At 63.7% G+C, this 18,398-nt stretch carries 14 protein-coding genes; 2 read left to right on the forward strand and 12 right to left on the reverse strand.

The features are described from left to right. The 7 genes from ku to AC3WT0_RS13430 form a co-directional block, all read right to left on the reverse strand. Entirely contained in the window at positions 1-846 is an 846-nt protein-coding gene (gene ku, locus AC3WT0_RS13400) for a non-homologous end joining protein Ku (RefSeq protein WP_492753899.1), read from the reverse strand. Between the two features lie 88 nt (positions 847-934). Further along, entirely contained in the window at positions 935-1,552 is a 618-nt protein-coding gene (locus AC3WT0_RS13405) for a cysteine hydrolase family protein (protein ID WP_492753900.1), read from the reverse strand. Further along, positions 1,549-2,043: a DUF421 domain-containing protein gene (locus tag AC3WT0_RS13410; protein WP_492753901.1), complete on the reverse strand. Its 495-nt coding sequence runs from the start codon at positions 2,041-2,043 to the stop codon at positions 1,549-1,551. The genes AC3WT0_RS13405 and AC3WT0_RS13410 overlap by 4 nt, the downstream gene beginning before the upstream one ends. A gap of 18 nt (positions 2,044-2,061) precedes the next feature. Then, positions 2,062-3,345 (reverse strand): NRAMP family divalent metal transporter, encoded by a 1,284-nt coding sequence (locus AC3WT0_RS13415; RefSeq protein WP_492753902.1) that lies wholly within the window; start codon positions 3,343-3,345, stop codon positions 2,062-2,064. A gap of 176 nt (positions 3,346-3,521) precedes the next feature. Then, positions 3,522-4,139, reverse strand: a complete 618-nt coding sequence (locus tag AC3WT0_RS13420; protein WP_492753903.1) for a UdgX family uracil-DNA binding protein — start codon at positions 4,137-4,139, stop codon at positions 3,522-3,524. Then, on the reverse strand, positions 4,139-4,354 hold the full coding sequence (locus AC3WT0_RS13425; protein ID WP_492753904.1) for a hypothetical protein: 216 nt from the start codon (positions 4,352-4,354) through the stop codon (positions 4,139-4,141). The genes AC3WT0_RS13420 and AC3WT0_RS13425 overlap by 1 nt, the downstream gene beginning before the upstream one ends. A 263-nt stretch (positions 4,355-4,617) precedes the next feature. Continuing rightward, entirely contained in the window at positions 4,618-5,619 is a 1,002-nt protein-coding gene (locus AC3WT0_RS13430) for a sensor histidine kinase (RefSeq protein ID WP_492753905.1), read from the reverse strand. Positions 5,620-5,752: 133 nt separating this feature from the next. Between AC3WT0_RS13430 and AC3WT0_RS13435 the strand changes: the two genes are divergently transcribed. Both AC3WT0_RS13435 and AC3WT0_RS13440 read left to right on the forward strand, forming a co-directional pair. Continuing rightward, on the forward strand, positions 5,753-5,935 hold the full coding sequence (locus AC3WT0_RS13435; RefSeq protein ID WP_492753906.1) for a hypothetical protein: 183 nt from the start codon (positions 5,753-5,755) through the stop codon (positions 5,933-5,935). Between the two features lie 265 nt (positions 5,936-6,200). Then, positions 6,201-7,727 carry a Fic family protein gene (locus AC3WT0_RS13440; RefSeq protein ID WP_492753907.1) on the forward strand — a complete coding sequence of 509 codons (1,527 nt, stop codon included), beginning with the start codon at positions 6,201-6,203 and terminating at the stop codon, positions 7,725-7,727. Between the two features lie 707 nt (positions 7,728-8,434). Here the strand turns inward: AC3WT0_RS13440 and AC3WT0_RS13445 are convergent. The 5 genes from AC3WT0_RS13445 to AC3WT0_RS13465 all read right to left on the reverse strand — a co-directional run bounded on the left by AC3WT0_RS13445 (position 8,435) and on the right by AC3WT0_RS13465 (position 18,150). After that, entirely contained in the window at positions 8,435-14,407 is a 5,973-nt protein-coding gene (locus AC3WT0_RS13445) for a hypothetical protein (protein ID WP_492753908.1), read from the reverse strand. 393 nt (positions 14,408-14,800) lie between these two features. Then, positions 14,801-16,051, reverse strand: a complete 1,251-nt coding sequence (locus AC3WT0_RS13450) for a phthiocerol/phthiodiolone dimycocerosyl transferase family protein (RefSeq protein WP_492753909.1) — start codon at positions 16,049-16,051, stop codon at positions 14,801-14,803. Between the two features lie 176 nt (positions 16,052-16,227). Beyond that, positions 16,228-16,584 carry a hypothetical protein gene (locus AC3WT0_RS13455; RefSeq protein WP_492753910.1) on the reverse strand — a complete coding sequence of 119 codons (357 nt, stop codon included), beginning with the start codon at positions 16,582-16,584 and terminating at the stop codon, positions 16,228-16,230. Beyond that, positions 16,581-16,907 (reverse strand): hypothetical protein, encoded by a 327-nt coding sequence (locus AC3WT0_RS13460; protein WP_492753911.1) that lies wholly within the window; start codon positions 16,905-16,907, stop codon positions 16,581-16,583. Before AC3WT0_RS13460 ends, AC3WT0_RS13455 begins: the two co-directional genes overlap by 4 nt. Before the next feature lie 118 nt (positions 16,908-17,025). Continuing rightward, positions 17,026-18,150: an SGNH/GDSL hydrolase family protein gene (locus AC3WT0_RS13465; protein ID WP_492753912.1), complete on the reverse strand. Its 1,125-nt coding sequence runs from the start codon at positions 18,148-18,150 to the stop codon at positions 17,026-17,028. Between the last annotated feature and the right edge of the window lie 248 nt (positions 18,151-18,398).

The following is an 18,398-nucleotide window of genomic DNA, read 5'->3' on the forward strand; positions in this document are numbered from 1 at the left end:
TCAGGCGCTCTTGCGGCGGCTCGCGGCGGGTTTTTTCGCCGCCCGCCTGGTGGCGGCCGGCTTGTCGAGCGATTTTTTCAGCGCCGCCATCAGGTCGATGACATTGCCGCCGCCCGAGGGGCGGTCGTCAGCCGCCTCGACCGAGACCTTGCCCGATTTCGACTTGCGTTTGCGCGCGATCAGCTCGCGCAGCGCGTCGACATAGCGATCGTGGAACTCGCCGGCATCGAACGTGCCGCCCTTCTTCTCGATAAGCGAGGTGGCGAGGTCGAGCAGCTCGGGATCGGGTTTCGTGTCGGCAATCTCGCGGAAATAGCCCGTCGCCTTGTTGACCTCGTCGGCGTAGCGCAGCGTCTCCAGCAGCAGCCCGCGCCCGCACGGCTTCAGGGCGACGACATATTCGCGCCCGCGCATCGCGAGCTGGCCCAGCCCGACCTTGCGCGTCTTGCGCAGCGCCTCGCGCAGCACGATGAACGCTTCCTCGGCGAGGTCGTCCGCCGGCACCACATAATAGGGCTTCTCGAAATAGATCGCGTCGATCTCGCCGATATCGACGAACTGGGTCAGCTCCAGCGTCTTGCGGCTTTCCAGTTTCACGCCCTCGACCTCGGCCTCGTCGAGCAGGACATATTCGCCCTTCTCATATTCGAAGCCCTTCATGATCTCCTCGGGGTCGACCGGACCGATGCCGTCGACCACCTTCTCGTAATGGACCGGCTTGCCCGACGGCTCGTGGATCTGGCGGAAGGAGACGCTGGCCCCGCTCTTGGTCGCCGAATAGATTTCGACCGGTATTGACACCAGCGCCAGCCGGATCTGGCCTTGCCAATAGGCGCGGGCGGGCATGGGCGGTCTCCTTCGTTGCTCGGGCGATTCAATTCGTGCTTGCCGACATGGTTCCAATGCGGCGTGCCGGGCCTGCCGGGAGCTGCGTTCAACCTCGCTTCGGATTCAGCCAATGCGCCAGCTCGGCTTTGGAGGCAGCCGTTGTATGCGTCTTCATCGCCGATCGCATCAGTGCCAGCGCGGCCTTGCCCCGTTCCTCGTTGATCGCCGCGACGCAATCTTCGGGCACCCACGTCTCATAATCGCGCATATGTGCGTCGGCAGCCGTGAAGAGAATGCAAATCTCGGTGGAGATCCCGGTCAGGATGAGGCGCCGCACGCCGAGCTTGGGCAGCAGGACAGCCAGGTTTGTCGAGTAGAATCCTGAAAATTGCGGCTTTATCACGAAGAAATCGCGATCGCGCGGTTCAATGCGTCCATCTGCCAGACCGGGCCGCGTCCGCTCGACAAGCCGCGATTTCTCCGAATGCCATTCACCGAAATTATCGTTCACATAGATAGCGGGAATCCCTTCCGCGTCCGTCCAGTTCCGCAGGGATGCGATGGCGGCCGCCGCCCTTTCAGCCTTGATACGCAGTGCGTCCCCACCTTCGAAATCGAAGGGGTTGATCGTATCGACGATCAGCAGTGCAGATCGATTGCCGGGTTGATCCCTGTCGGGCGCGACAGGCGAGCGACCGGCGGCGTCTGCGCTATGCCGGATCATCTCCTGTCCCGCCGTACGACGCTGATCTTGCCGCCGCGCTCCATCGTGGCGAGCTCGACGTCTTCCACGCATCGCACCTGTTCCATGCGGAGTCCCTCCAGAAGGTCTTCATCGCTGATATTGTAGCGTAGCATCGTCGCGCGATCGGCCATTCCGTCCCTTACCAGGACGGCAGGACGCCCCTTGACGAACCGGGCCAACGGGTTTGATCGCACCGTGGCCATTGCCACAAACCGGTGCAGGATCACGAGCAGGAGAGTACCGGCCAATGAAGCGAGAAAGGGGGCCTTTCCGGTCATGGCGCGGCTGATGTTGGATCCCACCACAATCGCGACGATGATGTCGAGCGGACTGAGACTGGAAAAGGTGCGCCGGCCGGCGATCCTGATGCACAGCACACCGAATGCGAACAGGATGACGGCCCGCGCGCAGAACTGGAGGATGCCGGGCGTCCCGTCATCGGGACCGACGATCGTGACGATCCATTCCATCCTGGGTTTCCTTTTGCTTCAGCCCGGTATTGCAGCCATCGCGACCACGGCCGTGGCCATCACGATGGTGGCAAGCCAGCCGAACAGCTTGAGCGATGGCGATCCCGCAAAGTCGCGCATGATCCGGCGCGACGAAACGACGACCATCAACCCGACCATCACGGGTACCGCCACGACGCCGTTGATCACCGCGCTCCAGAACAACGCCTTCATCGGGTTGACCGGCGACCAGTCGATCGCGACACCTGCGGCAATGCCGAGAGCGATAACCATATAGAACAGCTTGGCTTGCGCCGGCTTGCTCTCGAGACTCGCCGCCTGTCCGCCAACCTCGCACACCGCGTAGCCGGAAGCGCCGGCAAGGACAGGCACGGCCAGCAATCCGGTACCGATGATGCCCAGGCTGAAGATCAGGAATGCCAGCTTGCCGGCGATCGGCTCCAGCGCGCTTGCCGCGTCAGCCGCGCTCTGGATGTCGGTCTTTCCGGCAGCATGCAGTGTTGCTGCCGTGCCGATCATGATCGAAAGGGCGACGATATTCGATACGGCCATCCCGGTGAAGGTGTCCCATCTGATACGGCTGAAGGCATCCGCCGCCTGGTCTCGGGCCTGTTTCAGCGGCTCGCGTTCTTCAACCTGCTCCAGTTCCTCGACTTCCTGCGCTGCCTGCCAGAAAAAGAGATAGGGGCTTATCGTCGTCCCGAAGATCGCCACGATCGTTGTAACTGCCTGCCTGCCGCCAACATGCGGTATCACCAGCCCCCTGGCGATGGCCATCCAGTCGAGCCTGACCATGAACAGCAACGCGATATAGGCGAGCAGCACAAGGGTCAGCCATTTCAGGAAGGCCGCATAGCGATGATAGGGAATATAGAGCTGGAGCAGGAGCGACAGGATCGCAAAGGCCATAGTGAAGCCGTGCTTGCCGCCGCCCGCGACCAGCGCCGAGGATTCGCCCATAGCGGCGAGATCCGCGCCGATATTGATGGTGTTCGCGAGCACGAGGAGCGCCACCAGCGTGACAATCAGCCAGGCCGGCATGACGGTCCTGAGGCTGTGGGCAAGGCCCTTGCCGGTGACGCGTCCGACCCGCGCGCTGGCCAGTTGCACCGCCACCATCAACGGATAGGTCAGGACCATCGTCCAGAGCAGACCAGTGCCGAACTGCGCGCCGGTCTGGGAATAGGTGGCGATGCCGCTGGGGTCGTCATCGGCTGCCCCGGTGACCAGACCCGGGCCCAGACGTTTGAGCTTCTCCGCAAGACCGTGGCGTGTCCCGGCATTTCCGTCGCTGGCCGACATCCTGCTCTCCCCGGCTTCCTGTATTTTTATGGGCCGGAGTCGCAACGCCCATATCGGCAAATCGTTCGCTTTGGCTGTTGCCTGCTATCCGCCACGATGGCCGGGGAACGCCTGGCATAAGCCAGACCAAAGCCATGCAGGGCTGCCGGGCGCCTTACCCTCGTCCTTCATCCTGTTCATTTCGCCGGCTTTGCCGGTGCGCAGCGGGCAGCCTTGCGGAGATCCTCGATGAAAGCGTGACGTTGGGCCGCACGGTCAACGGCGTCGCGAATCCGCAGCAGGAAGCTCGGGTGGATCGTTGCAAACAATACCGGCTGTTGATCCCATGGCACGGGATGTCTGCGGAGCGGGGCGAGCGTCTGCCGGGTGCCGGTCAACGCCTGGAGTGCTGTGGCGCCCAGCGCGACCACTACCACAGGGGAGACCAGCTGGATTTCGCGCATGAGCCACCAGCGATAATGAACAATCTCTGCGGTGGTTGGGCGGGCGTGTATTCGCCGCTTGCCCCGCAGCGTGAATTTGAAGCGCTTGACGGCGTTGGTGAGGAAGACCGCCTCGCGCTCGATGCCCGCTTCTTCCAGGCTGGACGTCAATAGCTGACCGGCCGGACCGACAAACGGGCGGCCGGCCCGGTCCTCCTGATCCCCCGGTTGCTCGCCAACCAGCGCGAGAGGCGCAGATGCCGGACCTTCGCCGAACACGAGTCTCTCCGAAAAATGGCCGGGAGACGGATTGTCCTCCCGGACCAGCGCCGCGTACAGTTCGGCCAGGCTTGAAAAGGCTCGTTCAGCCATCAGTCGTTTGTCACACGAATGGCCACGATCGATCCCCAGGGAAGACAGTCAGTGACCGTCCTGTCCTCTTCCGATCGAACGAAACACGCGCCCTGCGGGTCTATCGCCACCAGGCTGCCTTCCAGCCATCGCGGCTCCTGGTCGATACGGCCGAGATAGTGCACGGCAAGAGGCACGTGCCCTGCGGCCAGCTTCCGGCCGAGATATGCGATCATTCACGGTCTCCCATCTTCGCTCGTCCGATGCCGGGGCTTTGTCTGGGCCGGAAACGCATGATCATTGTTCGGAGAATCATCGCCTCGCGCGAATAGAGACAGGACGGCCCGCAAAACCGCCAGTCACCCTCAAACTTGGCCTTGTTTGCAACAGCCGGGCGAAAGGACGGATCGATCAGAGACGGGGAATGCCAGTTCGGACTTCGAGTGCGCGGCCGTAAGGCAGATCCACGAAGGTTCTGAAACTTGCGCAGGAGATCCGATCAGCGCGCCAGGATATTGCGCGGGAGCGTCAGGGAGATCTCGAAGAATACGCCGCGCCAGTGGCTTTCCATCGTTCCCTGAAGCCCTCTCAAGCTTGCCTGCAGCAGGGTGGTGCCAAAGCCGGCGCGAGGGCTTTCCGACCGCTGGCCACCCGTTTCGCGCCAGAGGATGGAAACGAATTGAGGATCAACGGTAATTTCGACGCGGAGCGATCCGTCCGGGTTGGAGAGCGCGCCATATTTGACCGCGTTGGTGGCGAGTTCGTGGAACAGCAGCGCAAGCGAGGTCATCGCTCGCTGCCCGACCACCGCGTCGCAATCCATCAGGGTGATACCGTCGCCGCTATAGGGTGCCATCACGGCCGCCAGAATCTCGCCCAGGGTCGTGCAGGCACCTTCCTCTCTGTCCTCGCTCTGAAGTACGAGCGCCTGTGCGGCAGCGAGCGAAGTGAGGCGTGCAGTCAACAGCTCGGAGAAGGACCGGACATCGTCGGTTCGGCGGCTGCCGATAGTGACAAGGCCCTGAACGATCGACAGCAGGTTCTTGATCCGATGCCGCATTTCGCTCAGCAACAGCGCCTGTTCGTTCGCATGGCGCACACGATCGCTGATATCGCGCGCAATCGTCGAGGCGCCGATAATCGCCCCTTCTGCGTTTCGGAGCGGCGATATGGTCACTTCAACCGGAATCGATATCGCGTTGCGGGTTCGCCGGACGGTCTCGAGCCGACCGATGCGTTCGCCCAGACGCAGGCGGGCGACGATATCGGCCTCCTCGTGCAAATGGTCTTCCGGGATGATCAGGCTGATTGGCTGGCCGACGGCCTCCTCCTGCGAAAAGCCAAACAGGTGCTCGGCTCCCGAGTTCCAGCTGGTGATCGTGCCGTCCAGCGTCTTGCTGAGGATGGCATCGGTCGTGTCCTCGACGATTGCTGCAAGCCAGGCTGCGGTGTCGGCGGAAAAATTGGGATCAGAGAGGGAATGCAGGCTGGCGGGGGGCATGTCTCATCCTTCCTTGCGACTGCGCATTCAAGGAGAGCATGTCGTCTGCGGCAGATTCGCGGTTGAGTTCCGACTGTGCATTGGCCGGCGGCCAGCCAGCGGAATAACAGACCCGCCTGCTGACGACAAATCAGTGGCGCCGTATTTCGATATGATCGAGCCTCTACTGGCTCGAACCGGCCTTGCTGGCGATCTGGACGACGGATGTATTGCGCTCGCCAGGAAGGCGGACGCCGAGGCATTCGTCGCCGCGCTGTCGCCCCTGCGCTTCTGGGCGCGCGAGCCGCTGATTGACCTCGATGCCCCTTCTTCCTGACCCGTCGCCAGGAGAATGCCCATATGCGGAAATAATTTTCAGCGGCGAGGCCTGGCGCCTCGCGGCATCACCGGCCCGGTGCAGACGGGCCAGGTCACAGCAGTTTTTCGCCCTTGGCCCAAAACTCCGCGCGCGATTCAATTTCGCAAATCATCCATTCTGTGATAGTTTTACGCATATCGTGAACCGTTTGCGCAATCGGGCCATGGCCCCGTGAATATTTTTCGCGGAATTAATAATGAAAAAATGGCTTTCGCAGCCTGTGATGGAATTTCGCACGCTCCCCCTTCCCGAACCGGGGATACCCGTAGGCTATGCGGCGCTGATCGACCGCTACAGCCTGGAAGTGCCTCTCTCCGGACGCCTGGCGGCGATCGCGGAGCGCCATCACCCCCGCTCGTCCGACGGGTGGTTGATGCTCACGCCCCGCCATGCTCCAGCCCGCGATCTTGCTGGCCAGTTGACCTTTGCCCTTCGCTACGAAGGCCTGGACCTTGTGGTGCTGGCGCGGCTCTTTCGCGTCGTGGCTCCAGGTGAGATTGCCGCGATCGTCGAAGCCAGCCCGACCGGCGCCTATGCGCGCCGGATCTGGTTTCTTTACGAATGGCTGACCGGCACCCATCTCGACGTGCCCGATGCCGGCAAAGTGCGCGCGGTGCCCGTCGTCGATCCTGGCCAACAACTCGGGCTCGCCGAAGGCGAGCCTTCGACACGCCACCGGGTGATCAACAACTTGCCAGGCACGCCCGCCTTCTGTCCGATGGTTCGCCGTACGCCCGCGCTCGACGCCTATCGCAATCACGCCCTCGACGTGCGCGCACGCGAGGCCGCCGGACGGATTCGACCGGACCTGCTGGCGCGGGCAGCGGCGTTCCTGCTGCTCAACGATTCCAAATCCTCGTTCGCGATCGAAGGCGAGCGGCCCTCAGGCACGCGCGCGACGCGCTGGGGACAGGCGATCGCGCAGGCGGGCACGCGCCCGCTCAGTCTCGCCGAGCTCGACCGGCTGCAGCAGGTCGTGATCGGCGACGCACGCTTCGTGCGGCTGGGGCTGCGAGAAGAGGGCGGCTTCGTCGGAGTCCATGATCGCGACACCAATATGCCGGTGCCCGATCATGTCAGCGCGCGGGCGCAGGACCTCGGATCGCTGCTCCAGGGCCTTATCGACTATTCCGGGCGCGCGATCGGGGGAGGCATGGACCCGGTGGCGGCAGCGGCCTGCCTGGCCTTCGGTTTCGTCTACATCCATCCCTATGTCGATGGGAATGGACGGCTCCATCGCTGGCTCTTCCATCATGCGCTGGCGCTGGCGCGCTTCAACCCGCCTGGACTGATCTTTCCGGTGAGCGTGGCGATCTACCGCAGGATCGAGGAGTATCGTCGTGTGCTCGAATCCTATTCGGCGCCGCTGCTGCCGCTGATCGAATGGCGTCCGACGCCCGACGGCAATGTCGAGGTGCTGAACGATACAGCAGACTTCTATCGCTATTTCGACGCAACGACGCATGCCGAGTTCCTTTATGCGTGTGTCGAACAGGTCATCGAGCAGGACATGCCGGCGGAAGTCCGCTTCCTCGAGGCGTTCGATGCGTTCAGCGATCGCATCCAGCAGATCGTCGACATGCCAGCTTCCCAGGTCGAATTGTTGCGCGGGTTTCTGGCGCAGAATGACGGGCGGCTATCGCAACGAGCCCTGACCCGTGAGTTCGCGGCATTGAATGAGGATGAAGTGGCTGAGGTTGAACGCGCCTATGCGCTGACCTTCATCGAGTGGCCGGTCAATCCTGATTGATTGCGGAGCGCGTTGAACCCACTGCGTGATGACGGCTGTTCGAGACAATAAAATTGATGGACCCGCGCAAGTCCGTATGGACATGTCCATGTCAACACAGTATAGATCAGTTGTCGGAGAAGATAAGAGGAAGACTGGTATCCGAGAACTCAAACCGCATACACCGAGGCTGGAAAGGTGTATTTTGCTGGTACAAGATTACCACCGATTTTGGTTGGGTAAATATTCTCAAATTTATACAAATATTTGTTGAGTTCTCTTCTGCACTTTCCCCATCCGCAGACATCCGTCGACGTCGCGCAAGTGGCTGGGGAAACAGCGTTTTTTCAAATATCATTCCGACGAAATTTGGGCGGGTTCGCCGAGAGACCAACGCTTTTGTTGGTCTATTTCAGCCGCGGATTCGCCCGTTTTCGGACGGAGATACCAACATGGCTCTTACCGCACTGGGGATCAGGAACGCACAGCCCCGGGCCAAGGCGTACAAGCTCAGCGACGAGCGGTCCCTCTACCTCCTGGTGATGCCCACCGGCTCGAACTCGCCGCCGCACTCGCATTCCGGATCTGAATGAGTCTCAACCCCAAGACGGCGGCGGGACAATATACCGGGATCTCGGCGAGCGGTGAATTCCATCGCGCTACCCCCGGCGGATCGCTGCGGGAGGCAGCGGCCCACCGGGGAGAGGCAGTGTCTGACGCTTTCAGGTTCAAAAGCGCCAGGTAAGACGGGCGAGACCACTGTTAGAGGTATAGCCCTTGCCGATGTCAGGTACGTATTGCACCGAGAGACTGACATTCTTCAGGCCGAGCAACTCAGCACCGACCGAGAAGCGTCCGAGCGTGCCCGGCCCGGCTGTTCTGATGTCGAAGCTCTGGCTCTGTGGTTGATCCGCAAAGCGCGCGTTGATGGTCCAGTCGCGGTGTGTGCCGAACTCGACTGCGGCACTGGCAAAGGGCCGGAGCGTAAGCGTGCGGCTGAGCTTCAGCGTTGCACCAAGTTCGGCGCCTGCAACGCCGATCAGCGCTGTGTCGGCCCGCCCTTCGACTGCCAGAAGGAATGGCGAGTTGCCGGTCTCGGTGAAGGCCTTGTCGACCACGTGGATCGCGTGGCCCTCGACGAAGGGGCGCAAGAAGCTGCTGGTCCCCAGCGGCAGGCTGTAGGCGGCGCGGAGATGCGCACCGACCTGCCACTGCCGGGGCTTGGCGTCGGCCTGGTCGGTCAGCCCGGCCACCGTCACCTTGCGCGCCGAGCTATACCAGCCATAGGCACCATCGACCCCGCCCGACAGCTCGACCGCGCCCGAGGCATAAAGCGCGCCGATGCCGCCGACGAGCGCATCGCCCGACACGCGCGCCCCGCCTTGCTTGTCACGCAGGTTGCTATGTTCGTAGGCCATCGACCCGGTGAGCGCGAGCTCAGGCGAGAGCTGGATCTGCCCGCCCATCTGCCAGGCAGTCGCCGTTGCATGATAGCCGAGCGTATCGACACCTTCCTTCTGGTCCGAACCGTTGACCAGAACGCGACCCCATACGCAGCTGTCGGTATCCTTCGCGCTCAGCGGCGCGCCCGAGCATCCGCCATAGAGGTTCATCGCGAAGGTGCGGCTGCTGTTGAAGCGGAACGCGCCGATCGCGCCCAGCGCCCTGCCCGACATGGACGAGAGGCTGGACATATAGTCGGCATCGCCATTCACGCCGCTGAGCCGCGCGAAGCCCTTGTCCATCGTCGCGCCGCTGTCGAACAGCGACTGGAGGTTGTTCGCCACTGCGCGCTGGTTGGCACCCATGCTGCTGGCCTTGTCGCTGAAGTGTGCGCTTGGCGTCACATGCAGCGCCTTGCCGTCAGTATCGAAGGCGAAGCTGTAGAGGTGCGTATCCGATGCCGAGGAGATTGTCGGATCGAGGCTGAGTGTGCCCGTGGCGGTCGCCAATGTCGTGGTGGCCTTGCGCATCACCGTCGGATGAATCTCGACCTTGCCGCCGATCTTGGCGTCGCCATCGATCGTCAGCCCGACGCCCGACTTGTTCGAGAAGTCGCCCGTCAGCACCAGCGTGCCGCCTGCGCTGTTGGTGAAGCCACCCGTGATCGCCAGCGCCTTGCCACGCACGTCCATCACGCCATTGTTCGTCACGCCGCAGGCGCCGACGGTCACCTGGTCGCCGCCGCCATAATGGCCGTTGTTGGTGAAGCAGCCAGTGCCGCCGCCATTGGTCAGCAGCACGTCGCCGTTCATCGTGCCGTTATTGATCACCTGCGTGTAACCGGCATTGCTGTAGACCGCGACGGCGTTCATTTCCGTGCCATAGGTCTGGATCGTGCCGTTGTTGGTCACGGTGTTGACGACGGGCTTGCCGTTCACCTCGGCGCCGGTGCCGCCATGGTCGATATAGATGCCCGCCGACGTGCCGTTATAGCCGGTCGGCACGCTATTGGTGCCGATCTGGATCAAGCCGCCCGACGCCACCGTCACGCTGATCGGCGAGTTGGATTTATCGTCTCCCTGGCTTTGCGCGAATACGCCCAGCGAGGAATAGCCGGTGGTCTGGATGGAGCCGCTGATCGTCACATCGATCGCGCCGCCCTGACCGGACCCGCCGGCGGTGCCGATGAACGCGCCGTTCTTGTTGGAGATGCGGCCGCCACCGCCGCCGATCGACTGGAGGAAGATCGCTGGCGTGCCGTCACCCGTGGTGCTGATCGACACGCCCGCGTCGACATTGACGTTGATATAGCCGCCGCTCCCCGACATGTGCGTTCCGCCGTTCATGCCGAAGAATTGTTCGGTCCAGCCGGTATCGCCGGCAAGGCCGCCGCCGCCGCCGATCGACTGGGCCAGGATGCCGATCGCACCCTTGCCGCTGGTGGTGATATTATCGCCGACGGAGACGAACAGGCCGCTATTGCCGCTGTTCGGATCGTTGACGCCGTCGTCGTTCACGCTCCCGGAGCGGCTTCCCGAACCGAAGAAGTCCGCAGTGGTGCTGCCGACCGGCTTGCCGCCGATCTGAAGGCCGCCGCCGCCCGAGATCGACTGGGCAAGGATGCCATAGCTGTTGTCGCCCTTGGTGGTGATCGCGCCGCCCTTCTGGGTCGTGACGTTCACCAGCCCGCTGACGCCCGCGCTGTAGCTGCTCGACCCGCCGAACTTGAACTGGATGTCATAGTCGGTGCCGCTGGTGCTTGCCGAGCCGCCCGCGCCTTCGAGGTTGGTCGCCAGCGTTTTCACGATGCCGCCGCCGCCGGCGATCGACTGCGCGATGATGCCGATCGAGTCATGCGCGGTCGTCGCGATCGTGCCGCTCGACGTGATCCGCACCTGGCCGGAGGCATCGCTGCTGCCGCCATTGCCGCCCGCCGAGATGGACAGCGACTTGAAGGCGCCGTCATTGGCGTCGTCGTCGCCATTATTCTTGCTGTCGGTGCTGACCGAGCTGGCCGATGCGCCGCCGATGCCGCCGCCGCCCGAGATCGACTGGCCGACGATGCCGGCCGCGAGCGCGCCCTTTGTATAGATGCTTCCCGTGTTGCTCACGGTGACCTGGCCGCCAAAACCGCCGCCGCCGCCGCCGCCGCCGACCGACAGGTTGCCGCTATAGTCGTTGGTCGAGGCCGTGCTCGCCGCACCGCCCTTGCCGCCGCCGCCGCCGATCGCCTGCGCGAGGATCGCGTCCGAATGATTGCCGAGCGTCGCGATCTCGCCATCGTTGGTGACGGTGACGAGGCTTGCCGCTCCGCCGCTGCCGCCCTTTGCGCCGAGGGCGACGGTAAGCTGGATGCTCGTCGATTCATTGTCGTCGTCGGTCTCGCCCTTCGACTGGGCTTCGCTATCGAGCTCGCTGTCGATATCGTCGTCGGCGACCGCGCGCACGCTCGTCGTGCTGTCGCTGAGCAGGCTGCCTGTGAAGCTCACCGCATTGTTGAGCCCGAGATAGGCGCTGAGCGCGCCGCTCCCGCCCGCATCATAGGCCGCCTGCAACTGCGAGAGCGCCGTCAATGCGTTCCCGCCGCTGTTGCCGCCCGCAGTGTCGGACTTCTTGGTGCCGATATTCGACCCCGCCTTGCCCCCGACGCCGCCGCCGCCGCCGATCGACTGCGCGACGATGCCATTGGCGTCGGCGCCGAAGGTGACGATCGTCGAGTTGGCGTCGTTGAGCACGGCGACCGTATCGATCTCGTTGCCGTTGCCATCGGTATGATAGGTGCTGCCGCCATTGCCGCCATTGGCGCCCAGCGTGACCGTCGCCACATAACTGCCCTTCGACGAGCCTGCGGCACCTCCGCCATGGCCGCCGCCGCCGCCGATCGCCTGTGCGCCGATGCCGAACGCACCGTCGCCAAGCGTGATGATCGTGCCGCCGATATTGTTCGCGATCGCGCCATAGCCGTCGCCGCCGCTGCCGCCGGTGCCGCCCATGGTGAGCGTGGTCGAGATGGTGTTGCCGTCGCCGCTCGACGTGGCCTGCCCGTCGCCCGCGCCGCCCGCGCCGCCGCCGCCGCCGACCGACTGGACGAGCATGCCAGCTGCAGACTCGCCGGTCGTCACGATGACGCCGCCGCTGTTGGTGGCGGTCGCGTTGCCGCCCGCGCCGCCGGTCTTGCCCTTGCCGCCGAAATCGAGCGTGGCCGTAATGGCATACCCGCCGCTCGATGCGGTCGAGGCCGAGGAGGCGTCGCCGCCGGCGCCGCCGCCGCCGCCGACGGACTGGACGAGGACGCCGACCGCACCCTCGCCGGTAGTGGTGATCAGCCCGTTGTTGGTCGCCGCCAGCAGACCGCCGTCGCCCGCCTGGCCGCCCGATCCGCCGATGGCCGCCGTGATCGAGATCGCGACGTCTTCGGCTGCATAGACGTGCGCCTTGGCAGTCGACGCGCCGCCCGCGCCGCCGCCGCCGCCAATCGACTGGGCGAGGATGCCGTAACTGTCCGAACCATCGGTCGTAATGCGTCCGGCGTTCACGGCCGTGGTGCCGGTGCACCCGTCCGATGCCGCGCAGGCATCGCCGCCTTTGCCGCCCGAGCCGCCAACCGACATCGACACGCCGAGGCCCGCGCTCGTCACCGAGCTATAGGCGGACCCGCCTTGTCCGCCGCCGCCGCCGATCGATTGGACGAGGAGCCCAGGCGAATGCGCGCCATGCGTCAGGACCGAACTGCCGGCGAGGCTGGTCAATGACGAGGTGAAACCATTGCCGCCCTGTCCGCCGGATCCGCCGACGACATAGTTGAAGCCGGCGCTGGTTCCCGTGGCATCGCCCGCCTTGCCGCCGCCGCCGCCGATCGACTGCGCCGCGAGGCCGTCCGAGCCGAAGCCGAAGGTCTCGACCGTCGACTGGACCGAAACCGAAACGCTGTTGCCGTTGACGGCATTGCCGCCGTCGCCGCCGACCGCGAAAATGCCCTTCGAGTCCGAGCCGCTGCCGCCGCCGCCGCCGACCGACTGGGCAAGCAGGCCGGGCGATCCCTCGAAATTTTCCGGATCGACATAGACGCCGGTCGTGACGGCCATGCCGCTGCCCGTCACGATAACGGTGCCTGCCGTCCCGCCGCTGCCGCCCGATCCGCCATTGGGGCCGATGACATATTTGCTGGGCGTGCCGCCATCGCCGCCATTGCCGCCCAGCGACTGCACCAGCACGCCGGGCGCATAAGTGCCGTTCGCCGCGATGATGCCGCCGGCGCCGCTGAAGGTCAGCGTCACGTTGCCGGCGTTGCCGCCGCCTCCCGCGTCGCCGCCCGAACCGCCGGTCGAATTGCCCTGTCCGCCTGAACCGCCCATGGACAGGACGTGGAGCGCCGCATCGCTATCGGCGGATTCGACTATCCGGACATTCGCGCCGATCGTGACGTTGACGTCGTTGCTGTTGCCGCCGCTGCCGCCGCTGCCGCCTTGCGATCCGTCGATATTCTCCGCGCTGCCGCCGTTGCCGCCGGTGCCGCCGACGCTCTGGACGAGGACACCGGTGGCGCCCACGAAACCGTTATTGTTTACATTGCCGCCGGCGTTGAGGAAGGTGGCCGTTACCGCGCCACCATTGCCGCCCGTCGCACCGTCCGCGCCCTGACCTGAAAGGCCAACGCCCCAATCGCGGCCTCGCCCGCCCAGGCCGCCCTGGCTGGAAAGGAAGACGCTGCGGAAATTGCCGGTGAAGAAGCCGTCAAGCGTGGCATTGACGTTGCCGCCTTGCCCGCCATAGCCGACCGCATCAGCATTGCCGTTGTCGAGATTGCCCTTCCCGGTATAGCCGCCCTCGCCACCCAGCGAGTAGATCGTCATCGCGCTGATGCCGATCGACGTGTCCTGCGACGTGCCGGAAACCTGCGTGCCGACCGAAATGGTGATGTTACCGCCGCCGCCGCCGACGCCTCCTTCGGCGCCGCCGGTGTTGTTCTCGCCCTGCTCGCCATTGCCGCCGATCGACGTAGCGTTGACCGGCGAGTTGATCGTCGCACTATCGTCGAAAAGCTGGGGATTGAACGCGACGACAAGATCATAGTCAGCCGCCGTTCCGCCAGGCGTGCCGGGATTGCCCGAGCTGTGACCATCCCAGGTCGGCGTGCCGGCCGTATAATAGACGCAGGCCTGCCCGATGAGATTGCAGCCAACCGTCTGGGCGCGCACCGGGGCGGCACCGAACGTCCCGACACCGGCAGCGACAAGCAGAGCCGCGGAAGTGGTCATGCAAGACGACGAGAGCAACGGCTTCTTATCTTTTGAAACATAGATCATCGGAAAACCCCTTCGCAAATGGCGCTGAAGCCATATGAATGTGCTTAAGTGCGCCATCTCCACAGGGCGCGGGTATGGTGCGTCACAAATCAACTTGATGATTTGCGAACTTATTCGATCCAATTTCTTGGCAACGCAGCCTGTACCGCGCCACTGCACTTCAATTTGATGGGTGCCTAATATGTCTTGCCGGCCGCGTCGTCTTGTCACGAATCGGAGAAATTTTTTCCATTTCCCGAAAATCGATGAAATTGTGGGCTCTTGCCATTTGGCGGGGAGGCCTGCTTGGGCGAACCGTCCGGTCCAAATCGGGCCGTAGACGCCATTGCATCACATCCTGGTGGATCATGGCCGGGCTTCCGACTGCAACTGGGAACGACTGGCCAATGTCAGGATTCTTGCGACGGACTGAGCAATATTGCGCATGATTCGAGGGTCGCAAAACTCTTCCACGTAGACGATGTTGACGATCAGCTTTCCGTCAAAGGCCGTCACCGACACGTTCGGATATTTCTTCATCCAGCCCAGCGCATATTCAAAGCCGTTCACTTGGAGCCGTGCGAGGGGCCAGTGGAACCGGACCGACTGCATGTTGGAGACATTGAGCGCGACAGGGGGCTGAAGCGGGTCGCCGAAGGTCTTCGGATAGGTCACGTAATCGTGAAAGATGGTGCCGTTGGCCGCGCCGGCGTGGATGTCGTCGAAAACCAGCTTCGCAAGATCGAAGAACGGCCGATCGAGATCGGGGATTGGGGTGATGTGTCCGGTTATCGCCGTGAAGACAAGATCCGGCGAAATATGCGGCTCGAGCCTGCGACGCATGTCAATCGACGACCGCATGAGAATCCGGCCGGGTCGGTCTTTCGCCTCGCTGCGGATCGCGCAGGCGAAGGCGACCAGAAGAAGCGCATGCACGGAAGATTCCCGCTCATGGCTCAAGGTGCTCAGCCTGCACAGGATGTCGGCGTCGATGACGACCTGCTCCAGGCAATGATGCACGGGCAGCCCGTCATGCGGCGCACGCATCGGGATTTCCGCATAGGTGCCCGAATAGCGGGGATATTCTTGCGACTGGCCGGTTGGAAGGGAGGCGAGGCTCCGGTCCACGGCCGGGTCGACGGGGGATGGGAAGGGCTGTTCCTCCAGGGCTGGAACGATGCCGCGCACAATGCAGTCGCACAGATAGGCGAGGCAGGAGTGCAGTTCGACCAGCGAGGTTGCGTCCGTGATCGCGTGGGATGTGAGCATGAAGATATCGAGACTGTCTTCGCCAGCGATCACGTGGACGGTGTAGAGCTGCGACGCCGTATCCAACGTCGCATTCAGCAGCCTGGCGTAGAGCGTCTCGACCGCATCCGCACTGGCAGGCAGCCATGCCTCGATTGCGGAGCGGTCGTCCGTGCGCTCTACGAAGCGGCCGTCCTCGACGACGGCGCGGAGTATCCCGTAACGCCTTTCCAGATGTGCGACGGCCTGCGCGAGCTGCGCTTTGCCGACGCTACCGGCGATGCTGCTCCGGCTCACCACGATCGTGCCGGTCGCGATATAGACCAGCTCCGTCGGCGAGGCTGCGCGAAAGACGCATCTGGCGGTCATATAACCATCCTTTGGCCGCGTGCCTGCCGGACATGCGCGGCAATCCCTGCAAACGATCAGCAGTCCGCTTGCGCGGTTGCCATATGCCGATGCGAACGCGCATGGCAGCGCAGTTCCTGTAACTATTTGAGATAAAGCGACACAATATCGGCTGCCGATGGCGCCATCGGCGCAGCTTATGGCTTGTTATGCGCGTCCGACCACGTCTGGCGCATATCGCGCAGAACCCATGTCAGGCCATCGTCCGGGATGAGATAGCCGCCCACGCCGTCGGTGAAGAGCAGGTCGAAGATTCTCCGGCTCGCCGCATCGATCTCGGCATCGCTGGGATCGCCGGGTGGTGGCGCGGGGATCAGGATCGTGATCCTGTCATGGTCCTGCGCGATTGCCTCGATGCGATAATCCCCGTCCGGCATGGACCCGAAATATTCCGCTAGGCCCTTTACGGGATCGTCGATCAGGCGTCTGCGAAGCGCTGCGTCATGCTGCAGGGCACGGTAGTGTGCCGTGAAGAAGTCCTGCTTGTCGGTCATGGATGCGCTCTCCTGTAGGATTGGCGCATGGCAAGCAGGCTGAGCTTGAGCGCCTGCGGCATGATCCAGCAGAAGGATTCCGCGCTTTGCCAGAGATCCATCTGGTTAAGCACCCTGTCGCTGTCCTCGCCCGGGTCCGCCAAGGGCGGAACCACGAAGTAGAGCGTGTCCCGCCGCTGGATGCGAATGTCGAGGCGAACCTCGTCGGCGACGTCCACCCCCAGGAGCGCAAGCGCCTCCTTCGGGGCGGTTTCAAGCAGGCTGGCGAACTGGGGATCGCGCCAGGCGTGCTCGACGATCGCGCGCTCAAGGGACGAATTCATCCCGCCCTGATCGATCTTCTTCCCTTGAGGCACGGTTTGTTTCTCCGCCGGTCAGGTTGGATGTAATGACCGGCTCCGGTCATGCCGGGGCCGGCGGGACAGCCATCATCGGCCGGGCTCAGGAGAAGTGCAGGCCAACCGGGCGCTTGCGGCGCATCGCATATCCGACCGCGCCGAGCCCGACGATCATCATGGCCCAGCTGGCGGGTTCTGGAACGGCCGGCTGGGGGCCGGTCAGGAGCACCGAAGAGATGCCGTCGGCCCAGAGCTTGTGCACCTGCTGGGTCGGATGGACATCGTTCCAGTATGCGAAGCTGTCGATATTCTCGGCATTGGCGCCGCAGGCGGCGGTCGTGCTCGTGTCGAACGGCGCGTTCTTGTAGCAGAAATCGGTCACATTGGTGATGCCGTAATTGGCCGCGTTGGCCAGGATGTTGGCGTTGAACGCGTGCAGATCGAAGAAGGTCACATCGACCCCGCCGCCGGCCTCGAAGTCATTGACCCCAGCCGCCAGCAAGCTGTTGTAAAGCAGAGTGTTGGCAGTCGCCTCGGCGACAAGGTCGGGATGTTCCTGGCCGAATTGCGGGATTTCCCCGACGTCCGGGACATTGATGATGAGAAACCGGGTCGCGCCGGCGCTCTTGAGCGCCTCGATGACGGACAGCTCGGAGGCCACGCCGGCCTGGATGTCGACTGCGCCGCCGCCGCCCGGCAACGTCGCGCCGCGGATGTCATTGCCGCCGATGAAGATGGTGTAGAGCGCGTCCGGGTCTGCCGCCCCGCCGGCATGGCCGAGATAGGCCGCAAGCTGATCGGGCAGATTGATGCCGTCGATCCCCTCAGCCTCGGCCAGCGCATGGGGCAGGCTGGCCGGATCGAACGCCCCTGTGCCGTTGCCGGTGCTGGGCTGCGCGGTGGCGCCGCCAACCGCATAGCTGGTGCCCGGCACATAGTCCGGCGAGAACAGGCCATTGCTGTCGGCGAAGCCGGTGAGCCAGAGCGAAGGATCTGCCGACAGTCCGAAACTGTTGGCGACCAAGCTGATCGCGGTGGGCCCGTTGGTGAAGCTGTAATGATAGCTTGGCGGGTCGGGGAAGGGGCTGCCGAACGCTTCGGCGAGGTTGCCGCGATCCGAAAGACTGTCCCCGAACACATAGATCGCGCTGTAGGGATCGGCTGACGCCGTCGTCGCAGACAGGGCCAGCCCCGCCACGGCCAGCACGAGCTTGAATGGGTGGAACATGATGAATCTCCCGACCTGAGCAGTTGAGAGGCTGGCTATCAGGGGTAGGCAAGCGGCACGAATAGGGTCTCGATATGGCGCCATCGCCTTTACTTATAGGCGTCCCGGCTCTCTCCCGATCGCGCTGGCGCGAATGCCCTGGGCAGCCTCGCCTAAAAGCGACTGACCGTCGCCGCACCTCCATTGCTCTGCACCTTTGGAAGGCAAGCGATAAGCGTTGCCGATGGGGCAATAGCGAACGGGTCTTT

It is taken from the genome of Sphingomonas sp. EU05-FHT14C10 (assembly GCF_058790595.1).